The organism is Streptomyces sp. ISL-87, from assembly GCF_018614095.1.
Classification (GTDB): Bacteria; Actinomycetota; Actinomycetes; order Streptomycetales; family Streptomycetaceae; genus Streptomyces.
The window spans coordinates 48,900-68,131 of the sequence record NZ_JAGGOY010000051.1; the positions used below are offsets into that span (position 1 = coordinate 48,900).

General features: G+C 72.3%; 16 protein-coding genes and 1 other RNA gene. 13 read left to right on the forward strand and 4 right to left on the reverse strand.

The annotated features are described in order from the left end of the window. Positions 1-9: 9 nt before the first annotated feature. Together smpB and ssrA are read left to right on the forward strand one after the other, a co-directional pair. Positions 10-495 (forward strand): SsrA-binding protein SmpB, encoded by a 486-nt coding sequence (gene smpB, locus J7I97_RS19670; RefSeq protein ID WP_214936654.1) that lies wholly within the window; start codon positions 10-12, stop codon positions 493-495. A gap of 83 nt (positions 496-578) precedes the next feature. Next, positions 579-967, forward strand: a transfer-messenger RNA (tmRNA) gene (gene ssrA, locus J7I97_RS19675). A 73-nt stretch (positions 968-1,040) separates the two neighbouring features. On the opposite strand, the gene J7I97_RS19680 is transcribed toward ssrA, so the two are convergent. The 3 genes from J7I97_RS19680 to J7I97_RS19690 form a co-directional block, all read right to left on the reverse strand. Then, on the reverse strand, positions 1,041-1,298 hold the full coding sequence (locus J7I97_RS19680) for a Txe/YoeB family addiction module toxin (protein ID WP_214936656.1): 258 nt from the start codon (positions 1,296-1,298) through the stop codon (positions 1,041-1,043). Then, positions 1,295-1,588, reverse strand: coding sequence for a type II toxin-antitoxin system prevent-host-death family antitoxin (locus J7I97_RS19685; RefSeq protein ID WP_308364099.1), 294 nt, complete (start codon positions 1,586-1,588; stop codon positions 1,295-1,297). Before J7I97_RS19685 ends, J7I97_RS19680 begins: the two co-directional genes overlap by 4 nt. A 180-nt stretch (positions 1,589-1,768) precedes the next feature. Then, complete coding sequence (locus tag J7I97_RS19690; RefSeq protein ID WP_251058971.1) at positions 1,769-3,127, reverse strand: MFS transporter; 1,359 nt, start codon at positions 3,125-3,127, stop codon at positions 1,769-1,771. Positions 3,128-3,214: 87 nt separating this feature from the next. On the opposite strand from J7I97_RS19690, the gene J7I97_RS19695 reads away from it, so the two are divergent. The 8 genes from J7I97_RS19695 to J7I97_RS19730 all read left to right on the forward strand — a co-directional run bounded on the left by J7I97_RS19695 (position 3,215) and on the right by J7I97_RS19730 (position 14,369). Further along, entirely contained in the window at positions 3,215-4,183 is a 969-nt protein-coding gene (locus J7I97_RS19695) for a LysR family transcriptional regulator (protein ID WP_374103602.1), read from the forward strand. A 97-nt stretch (positions 4,184-4,280) separates the two neighbouring features. Further along, positions 4,281-5,651 carry a NarK/NasA family nitrate transporter gene (locus J7I97_RS19700; RefSeq protein WP_214936662.1) on the forward strand — a complete coding sequence of 457 codons (1,371 nt, stop codon included), beginning with the start codon at positions 4,281-4,283 and terminating at the stop codon, positions 5,649-5,651. A 204-nt stretch (positions 5,652-5,855) separates the two neighbouring features. Further along, positions 5,856-7,040 (forward strand): uroporphyrinogen-III synthase, encoded by a 1,185-nt coding sequence (locus tag J7I97_RS19705; protein WP_214936664.1) that lies wholly within the window; start codon positions 5,856-5,858, stop codon positions 7,038-7,040. A gap of 704 nt (positions 7,041-7,744) precedes the next feature. Further along, on the forward strand, positions 7,745-8,293 hold the full coding sequence (locus tag J7I97_RS19710; RefSeq protein WP_214936666.1) for a GNAT family N-acetyltransferase: 549 nt from the start codon (positions 7,745-7,747) through the stop codon (positions 8,291-8,293). An 85-nt stretch (positions 8,294-8,378) separates the two neighbouring features. After that, positions 8,379-8,939 (forward strand): ABATE domain-containing protein, encoded by a 561-nt coding sequence (locus J7I97_RS19715; protein ID WP_214936668.1) that lies wholly within the window; start codon positions 8,379-8,381, stop codon positions 8,937-8,939. Between the two features lie 209 nt (positions 8,940-9,148). Next, complete coding sequence (locus tag J7I97_RS19720) at positions 9,149-11,455, forward strand: UvrD-helicase domain-containing protein (RefSeq protein WP_214936670.1); 2,307 nt, start codon at positions 9,149-9,151, stop codon at positions 11,453-11,455. A gap of 788 nt (positions 11,456-12,243) precedes the next feature. Further along, positions 12,244-13,647, forward strand: coding sequence for an NAD-dependent malic enzyme (locus tag J7I97_RS19725; RefSeq protein WP_214936671.1), 1,404 nt, complete (start codon positions 12,244-12,246; stop codon positions 13,645-13,647). Positions 13,648-14,087: 440 nt separating this feature from the next. After that, complete coding sequence (locus J7I97_RS19730; RefSeq protein WP_008743457.1) at positions 14,088-14,369, forward strand: HU family DNA-binding protein; 282 nt, start codon at positions 14,088-14,090, stop codon at positions 14,367-14,369. A 195-nt stretch (positions 14,370-14,564) separates the two neighbouring features. Here J7I97_RS19730 and murA read toward each other — a convergent pair whose 3' ends face one another. Next, entirely contained in the window at positions 14,565-15,911 is a 1,347-nt protein-coding gene (gene murA, locus J7I97_RS19735) for a UDP-N-acetylglucosamine 1-carboxyvinyltransferase (RefSeq protein ID WP_214936673.1), read from the reverse strand. Positions 15,912-16,201: 290 nt separating this feature from the next. Here murA and J7I97_RS19740 point away from each other — a divergent pair, with 290 nt between their 5' ends. The 3 genes from J7I97_RS19740 (at position 16,202) to J7I97_RS19750 (ending at position 18,980) form a co-directional block, all read left to right on the forward strand. Further along, positions 16,202-16,762: a YqgE/AlgH family protein gene (locus J7I97_RS19740; RefSeq protein WP_214936675.1), complete on the forward strand. Its 561-nt coding sequence runs from the start codon at positions 16,202-16,204 to the stop codon at positions 16,760-16,762. A gap of 29 nt (positions 16,763-16,791) precedes the next feature. Next, entirely contained in the window at positions 16,792-17,079 is a 288-nt protein-coding gene (locus tag J7I97_RS19745; protein WP_214936677.1) for a DUF3039 domain-containing protein, read from the forward strand. A gap of 263 nt (positions 17,080-17,342) precedes the next feature. Further along, complete coding sequence (locus J7I97_RS19750; protein WP_214936679.1) at positions 17,343-18,980, forward strand: beta-N-acetylhexosaminidase; 1,638 nt, start codon at positions 17,343-17,345, stop codon at positions 18,978-18,980. Positions 18,981-19,232: the final 252 nt, after the last annotated feature.

The window sequence follows — 19,232 nt, forward strand, 5'->3', positions numbered from 1 at the left end:
GGCCGCACTATGGCTAAGGAAAAAGGGCGCAAGCTGATCGCCCAGAACAAGAAGGCGCGGCACGACTACACGATCCTCGACACCTACGAGTGCGGTCTCGTGCTCACCGGTACCGAGGTGAAGTCCCTGCGCCAGGGCCGTGCCTCCCTGGTGGACGGCTTCGTGTCGATGGAGGGCAACGAGGCCTGGCTGTACAACGTGCACGTGCCGGAGTACAGCCAGGGCACCTGGACCAACCACAGCGCCCGCCGCAAGCGCAAGCTCCTCATGCACCGCGAGGAGATCGACAAGCTGGACTCGAAGTCGCAGGAGTCGGGCCACACGATCGTGCCCCTCGCCCTGTACTTCAAGGACGGCCGCGCGAAGATCGAGATCGCGCTGGCGAAGGGCAAGAAGGAGTACGACAAGCGTCAGACGCTGCGCGAGAAGCAGGACACCCGCGAGACGAACCGCGCGATCGCGGCGGTGCGGCGCAAGCAGCGCGGCACGGTTTAACCTCCTGGCACGCGGAGGTGCACTTCGCGTACCATGGCGTCAGCACCTCCGCTCGCGGGGGATGCTGTTTGTTAAAAAAACATGGGGATGATCGGTTTCGACAGCGGATGTCGATGCAGGGGAAGCGAGCCGAGGAAGCGGCAATGATCTCGCTAACCATATGTCGCAAACAATAATCGCCAACTCCAAGAGCGATAACTCCCGCTTCACCCTCGCTGCCTAATAACAGTGAGCTGAAGCCTCTGTGAGGAGCGTCAGCCCGGAAGTGGTCCCGGTCCGGATCCTGGCGTCAATTAGGGATCTAAACCTCTAGCCCCGGTCACGGGGGCTGGAGGGAAATCAAACAGTGACTGAGCCCGTCGGAGACTTGTCCGTGTGATCTCCGGGGCCGAGAAAATCGCAGCGGACTGCGCTCGGAGAAGCCCTGCTTCTGCACCGTTGGACGCGGGTTCGATTCCCGCCATCTCCACTCATCCCATGTGGGCTAAGGCCCCGCGGCCTCACGGCTGCGGGGCCTTTGTCATGCGTCCGGGCCCCACGGCTGGTCAGTAGTGGTAGCGCAGCTTGAGGATCTTCACTTCCTTGTCATCGACGCGGTACACGAGCCGGTGTTCGTCGTCGATGCGGCGGGACCAGTAGCCCGACAGGTCGCCCTTCAAGGGTTCGGGCTTGCCGGTCCCGGTGAACGGGGTGCGCTGGATCTCGCCGATCAGACGCGTGATCCTGACGGCCCTCTTCCTGTCGGACGTCAGCCAGAACAGGAAGTCCTCCCACCCGTCGGGGTCGAAGCTGACGCCTCTCACTCGTCACCTGCCGCGTCGGCCGTCAGGCTCTCCAGCTCCTCCATAGTCTTGGTGATCCCGCTGTTTCCTGCCTTGTCGCGGGCGACGGCCTCCATGAGGCGGCGGGCGTTGGCGGGGGAGCGCAGCAGGTAGACGGTCTCCTGCCAGGACTCGTAGTCCTCGGCGGACATCAGGACGGCGTCACCTGCGTTGGAGGTGATGCGCTTTACGGTGTGGTCGGCGGCTACCTCCTTGATGAGGTTGAACAGGTTGGCGCGTGCGGTGGTCGCCGAGACGGCGGGTGTGGACACGAGCACCCCTCTCGCGTACAGGAATTTGGTACGTACCGCTTCTCGGTACATATGAAAACTATCACCTGTACCGGATTCCCGTACATAGTGAGTGTCGTCGGTCGGCCGAGCGCCCGTCCACGCGCGGCACCGCCAGCCGCCGACCACCTGTGAGGGCGGAGTGGGCGCCGGGGCCACGGCCTACTCGATTCCGCTGCCGATGCCGCCCCTGCGGCAGGCCTGAGTCAGCAGCGCGGCGCAGGTCGCGGTGGCCGGGAGGACGTACGCCGTGGTGGTGCCGAGGTGTTCGACGGTGAAGCCGGCTGTCGCGGACCCGGCCGCGATACCGGCCAGGATGGCGGTGACGGCCACGGTCATGCCCTCGTTGAGGCGGCCCTCGGGGGTGAGGGTGTGGACCCGGGACATGGCCGTCACCATCGTCGGGGCCGTGGCCATGCCCGCCAGGAGCAGGGCGACGGCGAGGAGGGGCACGGATCCGGTGGCCGCCGCCGCCCAGGGGAGGGCCATCGCGGCCGAGAGGAAGAGCAGGCAGGTCCGCAGGCCCCGGGGGCGCAGCGTGCCGTAGAGCAGGCCGGCCGCGCAGGAGCCGGCCGCCTGGAGGGCCAGGACCGGGCCGGAGACGGCGCCGAGGCCGTGTGCGTCGAGGTGGGCGATCGAGGTGACCTCCATGGAGCCGAAGACCCCGCCCAGGCAGAGGAACAGGGCGAGCAGGGGGAGGAGGGGGCGCAGGGGGGAGGGACGGCGGGTGGTGGGGGTGCCCGTCAGCGGGGGTTCCGTGGCGCGCTGGGCGGTGAAGACCAGCATGCCGGTGAGGAGCAGCGCCGCGCCGGTGAGGGTGCCCGCCTCCGGGAAGACGGCGGTGCAGAGGGAGGCCGCGAGGACCGGGCCGAGCATGAAGCAGAGCTCGTCGGCGGCCTGCTCGAAGGACATCGCGGTGTGGTGGGCGCCGGGGGAGCCGCGCAGCAGCAGGGTCCAGCGGGCGCGTGACATGCCGCCGATGTTGGGGGTGGTGGCGGTCGCCGCGTAGGAGGCGAAGAGGGTCCAGGCCGGGGCCTGGGTACGGACGCACACGATGAGGGAGAGGGAGCCGAGGACCGCGATCAGGGTGGCGGGGAGCGCGATCCGGGCCTGGCCGTGGCGGTCGATCAGCCGGGCCGTCCAGGGCGCCACGAGGGCGGTCGCGGCCAGGCCGGACGCGGTGACCGCGCCGGCGAGGGCGTACGAGCCGCGCTGCCCGGCGATCATCATGACCGCGCTGATCCCGAACATGCCCATGGGGAGGCGGGCGATGAGGTTCCCGGCGGTGAAGGCGCGGGTGCCGGGGAGGGCGAACAGGCGCCGGTAGGGGCCGCCGGGGCCACGGCCACGGCCGGAGCCGGAGCCGGAGCCGGAGCCGGAGCCGGAGCCGCGGCCGGGGCCACCGCCGGGGCCGCCCGGTGTGCGCTTAGCAGGGGCGGGCCGTGGCTGTGGCTGCCGCTGCGGGGGCGCGGCCAGGACCAGGGTGGCGCCGGTCACGGTCATGAGGGGGGTGGAGGGCATGGGAAGAGCCTCGCGGCAGCCGCCCGGCCCCGTCCAACACCTGTTCGGAGGCCTCTTACGCAGTTCTGTTGTTAGTCTCCGGGCGTGATACCCCATGATGTGGAACCCCGGCTGCTGCGCGGGTTCGTCGCCGTGGCCGAGGAGCTGCACTTCACCCGGGCCGCCGCCCGGCTGTACGTCGCCCAGCAGGCGCTGAGCAGAGACGTGCGGCGGCTCGAACGCGCCCTGGGCGCGGGACTGTTCGTGCGCACCACCCGTGCCGTCGAGCTGACCCCGGACGGGGAGCGGCTGCTGCCGCTGGCCCGGAAGGTGCTGGCCGCGCACGAGGAGCTGGCCGCCGCCTTCGCCGAGCCCGGGCCGCTGCTCGTCGACCTGAACACCGCCGGGCCGAGCTCGGGGCGCACCGTGCTGGAGCGGGCGCGGGAACTCGCCCCGGGCTGCGAACTGATGGCCCGGTTCGAGAGCGGGCTGACCCATGCCGCCGCCGAGATCGCCGCCGGGCGCCTCGACGTGGCGTTCGGGTACGCCGCCGGGCTGGACCCGGCACTGCGGGCGCGGCTCGCGTACACGCCCGTACGGTACGAGCCGCTCGCCGTGCTGCTGCCCGAGGGGCACGCGTCGGCCGGGCCGGACGGTGTGCCGTTGCCCCTGGCCGCGCTGGCCGGGGAGACCGTGTACGCCGGGGCCGGCAATCCGCGGACCCTGGAGTGGACGGGCCTCGCGCGCGAGCTCTTCGCCGGGCGGGGGATCGCGCTGGCGCCGCCCGCGCCGGTGGCCGTCGGCAAGGAGGAGTTCCGCCGGGTGATGGCCAAGACCCGCAATCCGGTGCTGGTGACCGTGGACTTCCCCGACATGCCCGGGTGCGTAAAGCGGCCGCTGACCGATCCGGTGCCGCTGTCGCCGCTCGCGATGGTGTGGCGCAGGGGTTTCGGGCATCCCGGGCTGGACGCCCTCATGGACGCCGCCGGCGGGCTCGCGGCCGAGCGGGGCTGGCTGGAAGTGCCCCCGGGGAGCTGGCTGCCCGCGGCGCTCACACCGGGCCCGCGCGGCGGGTGAGAGCAAGGTTTCGCGGCGGTCATCCGGCGGGGACCGGGGCCGAAACGCGCCGTTCCTACGGTCGTCACCACGGACGCGACAGCTGTGGAGGCGTGTGATGACCGGTACGACCGCACCGCGCAAGGGGGGCCGCTGGATCGAGCGGTGGGACCCCGAGGACGAGACCTTCTGGAAGGAGTCCGGGGAGCGGGTTGCCCGGCGCAACCTCCTCTACTCCGTTCTGTCCGAGCACATCGGGTTCTCGATCTGGTCCCTGTGGTCGGTGATGGTGCTCTTCATGGGCCCCAAGTACGGGATCGACCCGGCGGGGAAGTTCTTCCTGATCGCGACCGCCACCTTCGTGGGGGCCCTGGCACGGGTGCCCTACACCTTCGCCGTCGCACGGTTCGGCGGGCGCAACTGGACCGTCGTCAGCGCCCTGCTGCTGCTCGGGCCGGCAGTGGCCGCGCTGGTGGTCATGGAGCCCGGGACCTCGTACGGGACCTTCCTGGCGGTGGCCGCGCTGACGGGTGTGGGCGGCGGCAACTTCGCCTCGTCGATGACGAACATCAACGCCTTCTTCCCGCTGCGCAAGAAGGGCTGGGCGCTGGGGCTGAACGCGGGCGGCGGGAACATCGGCGTGCCCGTGGTGCAGCTCGTCGCGCTGCTGGTCATCGGTACCGCGGGGGCGGGGCACCCGCGGCTGCTGCTCGCGGTGTACATCCCGCTGATCGTGGTCGCGGCCGCGCTGGCCCTCGTACGCATGGACAACCTGGCGCCGGTACGCAACGACACCGGTGCGGTGCGGGAGGCGATGCGCGACGCGCACACCTGGATCATGGCCTTCCTGTACATCGGCACCTTCGGGTCCTTCATCGGCTACAGCTTCGCCTTCGGGCTGGTGCTCCAGACGCAGTTCGGGCGGACCCCGCTCCAGGCGGCCTCGCTGACCTTCATCGGGCCGCTGCTCGGCTCCCTGATCCGGCCGGTGGGCGGGGCGCTCGCGGACCGGTTCGGCGGGGCGCGGATCACGCTCGGGACGTTCGTGGCGATGGCGGCGGCGACCGGGGTGGTCGTCCTGGCCTCGGTGCGCGAGTCGCTGCCGGTGTTCCTCATCGGGTTCGTGGCGCTGTTCGCGCTGAGCGGGCTGGGCAACGGGTCGACGTACAAGATGATCCCGGGCATCTTCCAGGCCAAGGCGCTGGCGCGGGGCATGAGCGGTGAGGCCGCGGCCGCGTACGGGCGGCGGCTGTCCGGGGCCTCGATGGGGCTGATCGGTGCGGTGGGCGCGCTCGGCGGGCTCGGCATCAACCTGGTGTTCCGGGAGGCGTTCCTGAGCACCGGGACGGGGACGGGTGCCTTCGTGACCTTCCTCGGCTTCTACGCGCTGTGCTGCGCGGTCACCTGGGCGGTATACCTTCGGCGGCCCGCCGAGGCCGCGCCGGTGACGGCCGGGGCTGTGGCGAAACCGCAGCTCACCTCGGTGTAACAGCGGTTAACGGCGCCGAAATGCGGCGGAACCGAGCCTGACACGCCGACTTGGCAGGCTCGGTTCCGCCACGGTATCCCCGACCCACTTGCAAGGCAGGTCACCATGGACGACGAGACGCGCACCGTCCCATCGGCAGGTCCGGCGTCGGCTCTGCCGTCGGATCGGGTGCCGGGTCCGGTGCCGGTACCGGATCCTGCGCCGGTGCCGGGTCCGCAGAGCGGTCCGCCGGGCGGTCCGTCGGCCGGTCCGCAGGCCGGGCCGCTGGCCGGCTTCACCGTCGGGGTCACGGCCGCCCGGCGGGCCGACGAGCTGATCGCCCTGCTGCGCCGCCGCGGGGCCCAGGTGCTGCACGCGCCCGCCCTGCGGATCGTGCCGCTGGCCGACGACAGCGAGCTGCTCGCCGCCACCAAGGAGCTGATCGACTGCCCGCCGGACGTGGTGGTCGCCACCACCGCCATCGGATTTCGCGGGTGGATCGAGGCCGCCGACGGGTGGGGGATCGGCGAGGAGCTGCTCACCCGGCTGCGGGCCACCGAACTGCTGGCGCGCGGGCCGAAGGTGAAGGGGGCCGTACGGGCCGCCGGGCTGGTGGAGGCCTGGTCGCCGCAGTCGGAGTCGCTGGCCGAGGTGCTGGACCGGATGCTGATGTCCGGGGTGGCCGGGCGGCGCATCGCGCTCCAGCTGCACGGGGAGCCGCTGCCCGGGTTCGTCGAGGCGCTGCGGGCCGGCGGGGCCGAGGTGGTGGTGGTCCCGGTGTACCGGTGGATGCCGCCGGAGGATCTCGGGCCGCTGGACCGGCTGCTGGACGCGGTGGCCGCCGGCACGGTGGACGCCGTCAGCTTCACCTCGGCCCCGGCGGCGGCCTCGCTGCTGTCCCGGGCCGAGGAGCGGGGGCTACGGGAGGCCGTGCTGGACTCCCTGCGGGGCGAGGTGCTCAGCGCGTGCGTGGGGCCGGTGACCGCGCTGCCGCTCCAGGGGCACGGAGTGTCCACGGTCCAGCCGGAGCGGTTCCGCATCGGCCCGCTGGTGCAGCTGCTGTGCCAGGAACTGCCGGGGCGGGCGCGGGTGCTGCCGCTGGCCGGACACCGGGTGGAGATCCGGGGGCACGCGGTGCTGGTGGACGCGGAGCTACGTCCGGTGCCGCCGGCCGGAATGGCCCTGCTGCGCGCCCTGGCCCGGCGCCCGGGATGGGTGGTGGCCCGCGCCGAACTGCTCCGGGCCCTGCCCGGGGCGGGCCGGGACGAGCACGCGGTGGAAACGGCGATGGCCCGCCTGCGGGTGGCCCTGGGCGCGCCGAAGCTGATCCAGACGGTGGTCAAACGCGGGTACCGGCTGTCACTGGACGCGGGCGGCGAGGAGAAGTACGGCGTCCTGCCGCGGAGGTGAACCGGACCGCGCCGAATCCGGCCGAGCCGGGGTGGGCCGGGATCGAGCCGCGCCGCGACCGGGCGGGCGAGCCGGAGCCGGGCCGGGATCGAGCCGCGCCGTGACCGGCCGGGGGCGAGCCGGAGCCGGGCCGGGATCGAGCCGCGCCGTGATCGGCCGGGGGCGAGCCGAAGTTGGGCCCGGGTTGAGCCGCGCCGTGATCGGGCGGAGCCGGGTGCCGGGGCGGGTCGGGGATCCCAGCCGCGATCGGGCGGCGGCGAGCCGGGGTCAAGCCGAGCCGTTCCGGGGCCGGTCGCGGGCGAGCCGCAATGCGGTCGGGCGGGGGCGAGTCGCAACGGGCTGCGCCGGCCACATCCAGCCTCGCCGGCGTTTGAGGCGCGGGTCCGGGCGGAGCCCGGGGCCCGGCGGAGCCGGGTTCCTCTGTCCCCTCGACTGCGTCCGGGGGGACCTCAGGGGCGTCACCCCGCCTCAGCCTCGCCCGCGCAGCGAAGCGGCCTCGCCTCGGCCTGGCTCGCGCAGCGGAACGGCCCCGCCTCGGCCTGGCTCGCGCAGCGGAACGGCCCCGCCTCGGCCTGGCTCGCGCAGCGGTACGGCCCCGCCTCGGCCTGGCCCGCGCAGCGGTACGGCCCCGCCTCGGCCTGGCCCGCGCAGCGAAGCGGTCCCGCGTCTGGCCCGCTCGCGGAGTGGTCGGCTAGCGTGCCCGGATGATCATTGACGGGGTGGAGATGCGCGGCGTCACGCTCGATGACGCCGTCGGGCTGGCCGGCGTACTGGAGCGCAATCGGGCGTACATGGCGCCCTTCGAGCCGTACCGGCCCGAGGAGTTCTACAGCGAGGCGGGCCAGCAGGCCCGCATCCGGGGCCTGCTCGAGGAGCGGGACGGCGGGCGGATGCTGCCGTTCGTCCTGGTCGAGGCGGCCGGCGGGACCCCGGTCGGGACGATCAACCTCGGCAGCATCGCGCACGGTCCGTTCCGCAGCGGCGGCGTCGGCTACTGGGTGGACCAGAAGTGGACCGGCAAGGGGCTGGCCACCGCCGCCCTGGAGGAGGTGTGCCGGATCGCCCGCGACGAGGTCGGGCTGCACCGGGTCGAGGCCGGGACCCTGGTCGACAACGTGGCCTCGCAGCGAGTGCTGGCGAAGGTCGGCTTCGAGGAGCACGGGCTCGCGCCCCGCTACCTCCACATCAACGGCGCCTGGCGCGACCACCGGCTCTTCCAGCGGCTGCTGCACGACAACCCGCCACCGCGGTAGGCCCCTCGCACGGGGGGTTCCGCAACGCCCCGGCGAGGGGCACTCTGGGGGGCACGGGCCCTCGCGAACCGAGGCGGTGACGGGCATGTGGTTCGACTCCGGGCGGGTTTGCCTGGACCTGGTGGCCACCTCCGCTCCACACGAGGGGATCCAGGACGCCGACGAGCTGCGGCTGTGGCTCACCGGAGCCGGGCTCGTGCCCGACCGGACACCGCTGGCCCGGGTGGGGCCTGACTGGGTCGAGGCCTTCCGGGCGCTGCGCGGCGATGTGGAAACCCTCGTACGGGCGGAGCTCGGCGGGCGCGACCCCGACGAGGCGGCGCTGGCCCGGGTCAACGCGCCGGCCGCCGGTCCACCCCCGGGACTGTGTGCCGTACGGGACCAAGAGGGGCGTCTGGTAAGGGAGTTGTGCGGCGGGGTGGAGTGCGCGGGGCTGCTCGCCGCCGTGGCCCGGGACGCCGTGGAACTGCTCACCGACCCCGGCGACCGGGCGCTGCTGCGGGCCTGCGAGGGCGACGGCTGCACCCGGGTCTACCTGGACACCTCGCGCGGACACCGGCGGCGCTGGTGCTCCAGCGAACTGTGCGGCAACCGGGAGCGGGTCGCCCGGCACCGGCGCCGGGTGCTGGCGGCGGGGTCCGCGTAGCGGTTGCGGGCCCCCTTTCGTGGGGGTTCGCGGGGGTTCGAGGGGTTGGCGGGCTTCGCGGGTTCGCGTACCGTTCGCGGGGCCCTTTCCCGGCCCACGGACCGGTGGGATCAGGCCGCCGCGCGGGACGCTCGCGGAACGGGCGTGCGGACAGGGCCCGGATTCGCGTACGGTTGACGGTCGCCCATGCACGTCAGAAGGGGGCCTTGGTGGCCGCGCAGAATGCCGCTGTCGACAGCACGGCGGATTCCGTCCGCGATCGGGAGATCGCGGTCGAGCAGACGCACCTGGACCAGGTGTACCGCCGCCTTGAGGAGAAGATCCACGAGGCAGAGTTCCTGATGAACGACGCCGCCAAGCGCGGCCAGGTGGGCACGCCCGGCGCGCTCGCCGAACGCGACGCGCAGGTCTTCCGGGCGGGTATCCACCTGAACCGGTTGAACAACGAGTTCGAGGACTTCCTCTTCGGCCGGATCGACATGGTCCTCGGTAAGGACGGGGAGCGCGGGCCCGACGGCGCGTACACCTCCGTCGAACCCGCCGACGACGCGATCCGCGCCGACCTCACCGCCGACATCGCCGAGACGCTGCACATCGGCCGCATCGGGGTCCTGGACTCCGACTACGCGCCGCTCGTGATCGACTGGCGGGCCCCGGCGGCCGCGCCGTTCTACCGCTCCACGCCGAAGGACCCCGGCCGCGTCGTGCGCCGCCGCGTGATCCGGTCCAAGGGCCGCAAGGTGCTCGGCGTCGAGGACGACCTGATGCGCCCCGAGGTCACCGCCTTCCTGGACGGGCGGGAGCTGCCCGCCATCGGCGACGGCGCCCTGATGGCCGCGCTCGGGCGGGCCCGTACGCACTCCATGCGGGACATCGTCTCCTCCATCCAGGCCGAGCAGGACCTGGTCATCCGGGCCCCGGCCGCGTCGGTCGCCGAGGTGGCGGGCGGACCGGGCACCGGCAAGACGGCCGTCGCCCTGCACCGCGCCGCCTACCTGCTCTACCAGGACCGGCGCCGCTACTCCGGCGGCATCCTGATCGTCTCGCCGACCCCGCTGCTGGTCGCGTACACGGAGGGCGTGCTGCCCTCGCTCGGCGAGGAGGGCCAGGTCGCCATCCGGGCGCTCGGCTCGCTGGTCGACGGGGCCGAGGCGACCACGTACGACGACCCGGCCGTGGCCCGCATCAAGGGCTCGTCGCGGATGCTGAAGGTGCTGCGCAAGGCGGTACGGGGCGCCCTGGAGCTCGGGAACGCCCCCGACCGCCTGCGCGTGGTGGCCTTCGGGCGGCGCCAGGAACTGGAGGGCGACGAGCTCAACCGGATCCGGCAGATCGTGCTCGGCGGCACCGCGCCGGTGAACCTGCTGCGCCCGCGCGCCCGGAAGCTGCTGCTCGACGCCCTCTACGCGAAGTCCGGCGGGGCCGGCCGGCACAGCGACCCGGAGCTGGCCGCCGAGCTGCGTTCCGCCTTCGACGAGGATGTCTCCACCGAGGACGCCTTCATCGGCTTCCTGAACGCCTGGTGGCCCGAGCTCACCCCGCGCGGGGTGCTGGCCGCGATGGCCGACGAGCGCAAGCTCGGCCGCTGGTCGCGGCGGGACCTGAACCCGCGGGAGACCCGCCAGCTGGCGCGCTCGCTGCGCCGGGTGGGCCCGGACGGCAAGGGGCCGCTGTCGGTGCACGACGTAGCGCTGCTGGACGAGCTCCAGCAGTTGCTGGGCGCGCCGGCCAGGCCGAAGCGGAAGCGGGAGATGGACCCGCTGGCGCAGCTCAGCGGGCTGGAGGAGCTGATGCCGACCCGCGAGGAGACCCTGTGGGAGCGGGCCGAGCGGCTCGCGGCGGAGCGCACGGAGTACGCGCACGTCATCGTGGACGAGGCCCAGGACCTGACGCCGATGCAGTGGCGGATGGTGGGCCGCCGGGGCCGGACCGGCACCTGGACGGTGGTCGGTGACCCGGCGCAGTCCTCCTGGACGGACCCGGACGAGGCGGCCGCGGCCCGTGACGAGGCGCTGGGGACGCGGCCGCGCCGGCGGTTCACCCTGACCGTGAACTACCGGAACCCGGCGGAGGTCGCGGAGGTCGCGGCGCGGGTGCTGCGGCTGGCGATGCCGGGGATGGAGCCGCCGTCCGCGGTGCGCTCCACGGGGCTGGAGCCCCGCTTCACGGCTGCCGCCGGGGATCTCGGGGCGGCGGTACGGGAGGAGACCCGGCGGCTGCTGGAGCAGGTGGACGGCACGGTCGGCGTGGTCGTGGCGATGGACCGGCGGGCGGAGGCCGCGGGCTGGCTGGCCGACCTGGGGGAGCGGGCGGTGGCGCTGGGCAGCCTGGAGGCGAAGGGGCTGGAGTACGACGCCACGGTGGTCGTCTCCCCGGCGGAGATCGCGGACGAGTCCCCGGCGGGCCTGCGGGTCCTGTACGTGGCCCTGACCCGCGCGACCCAACAACTGACGGTCGTCTCGTCCGACCGCGACACCCCCACCCCGGACGGCGTCCCGGCCCTGCTGCGTCCGTAAGCCTGCCCCGGACGGCGTCCCGGCCCTGCTGCGTCCGTAACCCCTGCCCCTTCCGCCTCGCCGGCGCTTGAGGCGCCTTCAGCCTCGTCGGCGTTTGAGGCAGGTCTGGGCAGGGCCCGGTTCCTGGGTCACCTTCAGCCTCGCCGGCGTTTGAGGCGCGGGTCCGGGCGGAGCCCGGTGCCCGGCGGAGCCGGGTTCCCTGGGGCTCCGCCCCAGACCCGCGCCTCAAACGCCGGCGAGGCTGAAGGTGACCCGGCCCAGCTGGGAAGGTGCGGGTCGGCGAGGCTGGATTGGCCCGGCCCAGCCGGGAAGCGCGGGCCGACCAGCTGGAGTGGCCCGGCGCAGCCGGGGCGGTGATGGTCGCGTACCGCCGATTGGCCGCGGCCATGGGCGTGGTCCCTGAGACAACACCCGGGAGGGGGATCGCTTCCGGCGATCCTTTGTTAGCCTGGGTTACGGCACCGACTCGATCCAAGCCCCCGGGCCCAACCTTCGTCGCTTAGAGCGACCACTTGCCGCGAGGCGAGCATGGCGGGTCGGTGTCATAGGCGTAGAAGACAGGTCTGCCCCCACCGCGGAAGCGGAGGGGGCAGACCTGTTTTGCGTGGCCGGAAAGGGTTTCATGACCCCTTCAAATCTCGTATGGTGGAAGTGTCTTTCCGAAATTCGTAGCTGGTTACCTTTTACCGGCCGGTAGGTGGGACGATCGGACAACAGGTCCCGACACACCTGCGGTGCGCGGGGCCCTGTATGTACAGAAAAACCAGGGACAGAAGAGGAACACGGCCATGGCAACGGCGCCCAGCGTCTCGTACTCGATGACGGTCCGCCTGGAAGTGCCCGCGAGCGGAACCGCGGTCTCCCAGCTCACCACCGCCGTGGAGTCCTCCGGCGGTTCGGTCATCGGCCTCGACGTGACCGCATCCGGCCACGAGAAGCTCCGGATCGACGTCACCATCGCCGCGACCTCCACCGCGCACGCCGACGAGATCGTCGAGAAGCTCCGCGGCATCGAGGGCGTCAGCCTCGGCAAGGTCTCCGACCGAACCTTCCTGATGCACCTCGGCGGCAAGATCGAGATGGCGTCCAAGCACCCCATCCGCAACCGCGACGACCTCTCGATGATCTACACCCCGGGCGTGGCCCGCGTGTGCATGGCGATCGCCGAGAACCCCGAGGACGCGCGCCGCCTCACCATCAAGCGCAACTCCGTCGCAGTCGTGACGGACGGCTCCGCGGTGCTGGGCCTGGGCAACATCGGCCCGATGGCCGCGCTGCCCGTCATGGAGGGCAAGGCGGCCCTCTTCAAGCGGTTCGCCGGCATCGACGCCTGGCCGATCTGCCTGGACACCCAGGACAGCGACGAGATCGTGGCCATCGTCAAGGCGATCGCCCCGGGCTTCGCCGGCATCAACCTGGAGGACATCTCCGCGCCGCGCTGCTTCGAGATCGAGGCCCGGCTGCGCGAGGCCCTCGACATCCCCGTCTTCCACGACGACCAGCACGGCACCGCGATCGTCGTCCTCGCCGCCCTCACCAACGCACTTCGCGTCGTGGGCAAGGCAGTTGGGGACGTCAAGGTGGTCATGTCGGGCGCCGGCGCGGCCGGTACGGCCATCCTCAAGCTGCTCCTCGCGGCAGGCGTCAAGAACGCCGTCAGCGCCGACATCCACGGTGTCGTGCACGCGGACCGCCCCGACCTCGTCGACGCGGCCCCCGACTCGCCGCTGCGCTGGATCGCCGACAACACCAACCCCGAGGGCTACACGGGCACTCTGAAGGAGGCCGTGGTCGGCGCCGACGTGTTCATCGGCGTCTCGGCCCCCAACGTGCTCTCCGGCGAGGACGTCGCCGCCATGGCGGAGGGCGCGATCGTGTTCGCGCTCGCGAACCCGGACCCCGAGGTGGACCCGGCCGTCGCCCGCCAGACCGCCGCCGTCGTGGCCACCGGCCGCTCCGACTTCCCGAACCAGATCAACAACGTGCTGGTCTTCCCGGGTGTCTTCCGCGGTCTGCTGGACGCCCAGTCCCGCACGGTGAACACCGACATGATGCTGGCCGCCGCGACCGCGCTGGCGGACGTCGTCGGCGAGGACGAGCTGAACGCGAACTACATCATCCCGTCCGTCTTCAACGACAAGGTCGCGGGCGCGGTCGCCGGAGCCGTCCGCAAGGCCGCCTCGGCCGTCTGACGTCGGGCCGTGGGCCATCGGGCCGCCGGGCCCGCTGGGACGCCGTGCGGCACGGCTGCGCGCCGCCGTGGTGGCGCTGTGCGCGCCGCTGTGCCGGCCCGCTGTGACTGCCCTCACGGGCTCCCTGACGCCGATCCCGGCGCGTCGCGAGATGCGGGCCCGCCGGGCCGCCTCTAGGGTTGCGGGGATGCCCGCGTGGCCCGCGGTCCGCATCCACCGGATCCCTGGGTGCGGACGGAGCGTCACCGCGGCGTGACTGTGGCGCTTTTCGTGTGACCCTGGCGGGTGCCGGATTGGCTTTCCCGCCGCTGGTGGGGGCAGGATGCGTAACCGGGCGAGAGGGTCTGACGTCAGACCCGGGTCCGGGGACTGTCCGAGGGCCCTGGCAGCATCGGCTTCGATCTCACGCCTCTAAGGCAAGTTGAACACGGGAGTACAACATGAACCGCAGTGAGCTGGTGGCCGCTCTGTCCGAGCGCGCCGAGGTGACCCGCAAGGACGCCGACGCCGTTCTGGCCGCCCTCGCCGAGACCATCGGTGAGGTTGTCGCCAAGGGCGACGAGAAGGTCACCATCCCCGGCTTCCTGACCTTCGAGCGCACCCACCGTGCCGCTCGCACCGCGCGCAACCCGCAGACCGGCGACCCCATCCAGATCCCGGCCGGCTTCAGCGTGAAGGTCTCCGCGGGTTCCAAGCTCAAGGAAGCCGCCAAGGGCAAGTAGTCCCGCCCTTGTGCCGAGGGCCGCGCAGGCCCTCGGGACGGCTGGAGTACGCAGTACGCAGGACACGTTCAAAACGCCGAAGGGCGGCCACCCCAGCCGGGTGGCCGCCCTTCGGCCTGTCCAGGCCTCTCCGGGCCCCTGTGGGGCCCGGAGAGGCCTGGCGCGGCCTCAGCCTCAAACGAGGACGACGAGGACTCAGACGAGGTCGCCGCCCGGGAGTTCGACCTTGGCGCCCAGTTCCACGAGCTTCTCCATGAAGTTCTCGTAGCCGCGGTTGATCAGGTCGATGCCGTGGACGCGCGAGGTGCCCTCGGCGGCCAGGGCCGCGATCAGGTACGAGAATCCGCCGCGCAGGTCGGGGATGACCAGGTCGGCGCCCTGAAGCTTGGTCGGGCCGGAGACGACCGCCGAGTGCAGGAAGTTGCGCTGGCCGAACCGGCACGCCGAGCCGCCCAGGCACTCCCGGTACAGCTGGATGTGCGCGCCCATCTGGTTGAGCGCCGAGGTGAAGCCGAGCCGCGACTCGTAGACCGTCTCGTGGACGATCGACAGGCCCGTGGCCTGCGTCAGCGCCACGACCAGCGGCTGCTGCCAGTCGGTCTGGAAGCCGGGGTGTACGTCCGTCTCCAGCGCGATGGCCTTCAGCGGGCCGCCCGGGTGCCAGAAGCGGATGCCCTCGTCGTCGATCTCGAACGCGCCGCCGACCCGGCGGAAGGTGTTCAGGAAGGTCATCATCGAGCGCTGCTGGGCTCCGCGCACGTAGATGTTGCCGCCGGTGGCCAGCGCCGCGGACGCCCACGAGGCGGCCTCCAGGCGGTCCGGCAGGGCCTTGTGGTTGTAGCCGCCCAGGCGGTCCACACCGGTGATCCGGATGGTCCGGTCCGTGTCGACGGAGATGATGGCGCCCATCTTCTGCAGTACGCAGATGAGGTCCTCGATCTCCGGCTCCACCGCGGCGTTGCTGAGCTCGGTCACGCCCTCGGCCAGAACGGCCGTCAGGAGCACCTGCTCGGTCGAGCCGACGGACGGGTACGGCAGGCGGATCTTGCAGCCGCGCAGCCGCTGCGGGGCCTCCAGGTACTGGCCGCCCTCGCGCTTCTCGATGGTCGCGCCGAACTGGCGGAGCACGTCGAAGTGGAAGTCGATCGGCCGGCCGCCGATGTCGCAGCCGCCCAGACCCGGGATGAAGGCGTGGCCGAGGCGGTGCAGCAGCGGGCCGCAGAACAGGATCGGGATGCGCGACGAGCCCGCGTGGGCGTCGATGTCGGCGACGTTCGCGCTCTCGACGTGGGTCGGGTCGAGCACCAGCTCGCCCGGCTCCTCGCCGGGGCGGACCGTCACCCCGTGCAGCTGGAGCAGCCCGCGCACGACCCGGACGTCACGGATGTCGGGAACATTGCGCAGCCGGCTGGGTTCGCTGCCGAGCAGAGCGGCGACCATGGCCTTGGGCACGAGGTTCTTCGCACCGCGGACACGGATCTCGCCCTCAAGCGGGGTACCGCCATGGACAAGCAGTACGTCGTCACTGTCTGTGCCGGTCATGAATCTCGCGTTCCGGAGGGGGTCCTCCCGGCGGGGGCCAGGGGGATGTCGGGCAGGGGGCCAGGGAAAAGGGTAAGGGCCAGCACCCCCCGGTTCGTAAGGCTGACGCGGCCATAGGACTGTCATGAATTAGCCACGACACCCTGAGTGTCCGCCAGGTGGCGGAGTGTCGCCTTTCATCCGGGGCGGGCGGCGCGCGCTCCTGTCTGCTGCCGTGCGCCCTGAGCTGCGTACGATCCGATCACGCCGCCTGCTCCCCCCGGAGGGCGAATGTGCGAGATCATGTCGGCATGACCGAGGTGTCCTCCCTCACAGGGCGGCTGCTCGTGGCCTCCCCTACGCTCGCGGATCCGAATTTCGACCGCGCGGTGGTGCTGCTGCTCGACCACGACGAGCAGGGCTCGCTCGGTGTGGTCCTCAACCGGCCGACCCCGGTGGACGTCGGCGACATCCTGCTGCCCTGGGCGTCGCTGGCCGGCGACCCGGGCGTGGTCTTCCAGGGCGGCCCGGTGGCGCTGGACTCGGCCCTCGGCATCGCGGTGATCCCGGGCGAGGAAGGCCCGCTGGGCTGGCGCCGGGTGCACGGGGCGATAGGCCTGGTGGACCTGGAAGCCCCGCCGGAACTGCTCGCGGCGGCCCTGGGCTCCCTGCGGATCTTCGCTGGCTACTCCGGATGGGGGCCCGGTCAACTGGAGGACGAGCTCGGCGACGGCGCCTGGTACGTCGTGGACTCCGAGCCGGGCGACATCTCCTTCCCCGACCCCGAACGGCTCTGGCGTGCGGTGCTGCGCCGCCAGCGCAGCGAGCTGGCGATGGTCGCCACCTATCCGGACGACCCGTCGCTCAACTGACCTCGGCGGGGGTCGGTACCCTGGGTTTTATGAGCACTCTTGAGCCCGAGCGCGGGACTGGTACGGGGACCCTCGTAGAGCCGACGCCGCAGGTGTCCCACGGCGACGGCGACCACGAGCGCTTCGCCCACTACGTCCAGAAGGACAAGATCATGGCGAGCGCCCTCGAGGGGACCCCCGTCGTCGCGCTCTGCGGCAAGGTCTGGGTGCCGGGCCGGGACCCGAAGAAGTACCCGGTCTGCCCCATGTGCAAGGAGATCTACGAGTCCATGGGCGCCGGCGGCGACAAGGACAAGGGCGGCGGCAAGGACAAGTAGTCCGGCCCGCTCGCGGCAAGGACGGGAAGTCCGGCCGCTCGCGGCAAGGGCAAGCAGTCAGGCCCGCTCGCGGCAAGACCTGGTATTCCGGCCCGCCCAGCGCGGGATCAAGGCCCCCGAGGCCCCCGAGGTGCGCATCGGCCCGCCCCGGGGGCCTTTTGGCGTTCTCCGGGGATCTCCGGCGTACTAGGGTCGGCGCCAACGGGCACGCTGCGAAACGGGTGTTGCGCAGCGTGCAACGCGCTGTCGTGAAGGGCCGACGCATGGATCTCATTCCCGTTCCCCGGACCGCCGCTCTGCGCGAGGACGCGGCCCCCTACGTCTTCGGCCCCCGGCCGGTGCTCGGTGCCGGGCCAGGCACCGAGGGCACGGCGCGCTGGCTGCGCCGTGAGCTGGGGGCCGCCACCGGCTGGGACCTGCCGCAGGCCACGCCGGGTGCCACGGGCGACATACGGCTCCGCCTCGACCCGGAGCGCGGCGAGCCCCTGGGACCCGAGAGCTACGCCGTCACCATCGACGAGAACGGCGTAGAGCTGGCCGGCGCCTCCGCGGCCGGGCTGTTCTGGGGTGCCCAGACGCTGCGTCAACTGCTGGGCCCCGACGCGTACCGGCGGGCGCCACTGCGCGGGCGGGTGTGGAGCCTGCCGCACGGAAAGGTCGTGGACGGCCCGCGGTTCGGGTGGCGCGGGATGATGCTCGACGTCGCACGGCACTTCATGCCCAAGGACGGCGTACTGCGGTACATCGACCTGCTCGCCGCGCACAAGCTCAACGTGCTGCACCTGCACCTGACGGACGACCAGGGCTGGCGGGTCGAGATCAAGCGCCACCCGCGGCTCACCGAGGTCGGCGCGTGGCGGCCGCGCAGCCGGTGGGGGCACCGGGCCTCGCCGCTGTGGAACGAGACCCCGCACGGCGGGTTCTACACCCAGGACGACATCCGCGAGATCGTCGCGTACGCCGCCGAACGGCACGTGAGGGTGGTCCCCGAGATCGACGTACCGGGGCATTCGCAGGCCGCGATCGCCGCCTACCCGGAGCTCGGGAACGCGGACGTGGTGGACACGGCCGCGCTCGGGGTGTGGGACGACTGGGGGATCAACGAGAACGTGCTCGCGCCGACCGAGGCCGTGCTGCGGTTCTACGAGGGCGTCTTCGAGGAGCTGCTGGAGCTGTTCCCCGCCGACGTCTCGCCCTTCGTGCACGTGGGCGGCGACGAGTGCCCGAAGGAGCAGTGGCGGGCCTCCGCGGCCGCGCAGGAGCGGATCCGGGAGCTGGGGGTGGCCGGGGAGGACGGGCTGCAGTCCTGGTTCATCCGGCACTTCGACGCCTGGCTGACCGCGCGCGGGAGGCGGCTCATCGGCTGGGACGAGATCCTGGAGGGCGGGCTGGCGCCGGGCGCCGCGGTGTCCTCGTGGCGGGGCTACGCGGGCGGGATCGCGGCCGCCGAGGCGGGCCACGACGTGGTGATGTGCCCCGAGCAGCAGGTGTACCTGGACCACCGCCAGGCCGGCGGGCCCGAGGAGCCGATGCCCATCGGGTACGTGCGTTCGCTGGAGGACGTCTACCGCTTCGAGCCGGTGCCGCCGAAGCTGTCGACGGAGGCCGCCGCCCGTGTGCTGGGCGCGCAGGCCAACGTGTGGACCGAGGTGATGGAGAACCAGAGCCGCGTGGACTACCAGGTGTTCCCGCGCCTGGCCGCCTTCGCGGAGGTGGTGTGGTCCCGCCTGCCGGAGCCGGGGGAGCGGGACTGGGCCGGCTTCGAGGCGCGGATGGCGGAGCACTACGTACGGCTGGACGTACTCGGTGTCGACTACCGGCCGCCGGCGGGCCCGTTGCCGTGGCAGCGGCGGCCCGGAGTGCTCGGACGCCCGATCGAAGGCGAGCCCCCGATCGTGTGACGCCCGCGACCGGAACGCTTGAGGACTCTGTGCAACTCTATGGAACTCTTTCTCGATTTCGGTTGATACGGGAGAAATGCGGGGGAATACGGACGCTCGGTTGAGGTGCGGGTGTTCGGGGGCGCCCGGGCGACCCTCGCGCCGGGCGGTTCGGAAGATGTGCCAGAGTTGCTACGTCCCGGCGGTGAGCACGTACCGTACGGCGGACAGGCGTGAGCGCCGGGACCGGGACATCGGGAAGGGGCAGCTGGG